Raw genomic sequence first — 624 nt, 5'->3', positions numbered from 1 at the left:
CACGTCGTGGATCTGGTCGATCCCGACGCGCTGCGCCTCCATCTTCGCGTGGATCGAGGCGAGCTCCTTCTCGCGGCCGGTCACCTCCGCGTGCAGTCCGGCCTCGGCGAGCTTCGCGGAGAGCACGCCGCTCACCTCCTCCACGAAGCGGCTGCGTTCCTGCCGGCCGGACTGGATCTGCGCCTCGAGCTCGTGAGCGGCTGCGGGCTTGAGCGTGCGGAAGGCCAGGTCCACGAGCTCGCGGCGCATCCAGTCGACCCCGAGCCGGTGCGCCAGCGGCGCGTAGATGTCGAGCGTCTCCTGGGCGATCCGGCGCCGCGCGTCCTCGTCCACGTGCTCGAGCGTGCGCATGTTGTGGAGCCGGTCGGCGAGCTTGATGAGCAGGATCCGGATGTCCTTGCTCATCGCGATCAGCATCTTGCGGAAGTTCTCGGCCTGGCGCTCCCGCGCCGAGGTGAACTCGATCTTCGCGATCTTCGTGAGCCCCTCGACGAGCACCGCCACCTCGTCACCGAAGAGACGCCGGAGCTCGGGCAGCGTGGTGAGGGTGTCCTCGAGCGTGTCGTGCAGGAGGCCCGCGGCGACGCTGGCCTCGTCGAGCCGCATGTCGGCGAGGATGCCGGC

The 624-nt window shown here is 69.7% G+C and carries 1 protein-coding gene; it reads right to left on the bottom strand.

The features are described from left to right. Positions 1-624, bottom strand: a 624-nt coding sequence (locus L6Q96_23385; GenBank protein MCK6557491.1) for an HD domain-containing protein, incomplete at both ends; no start/stop codon positions are given.

The sequence above is a fragment of the Candidatus Binatia bacterium genome (genome assembly GCA_023150935.1).
Classification (GTDB): Bacteria; Desulfobacterota; Binatia; order HRBIN30; family HRBIN30; genus JAKLJW01.
The sequence above is the reverse complement of the archived record's forward strand: the minus strand, read 5'-3'. Positions and strand labels throughout refer to the sequence as shown.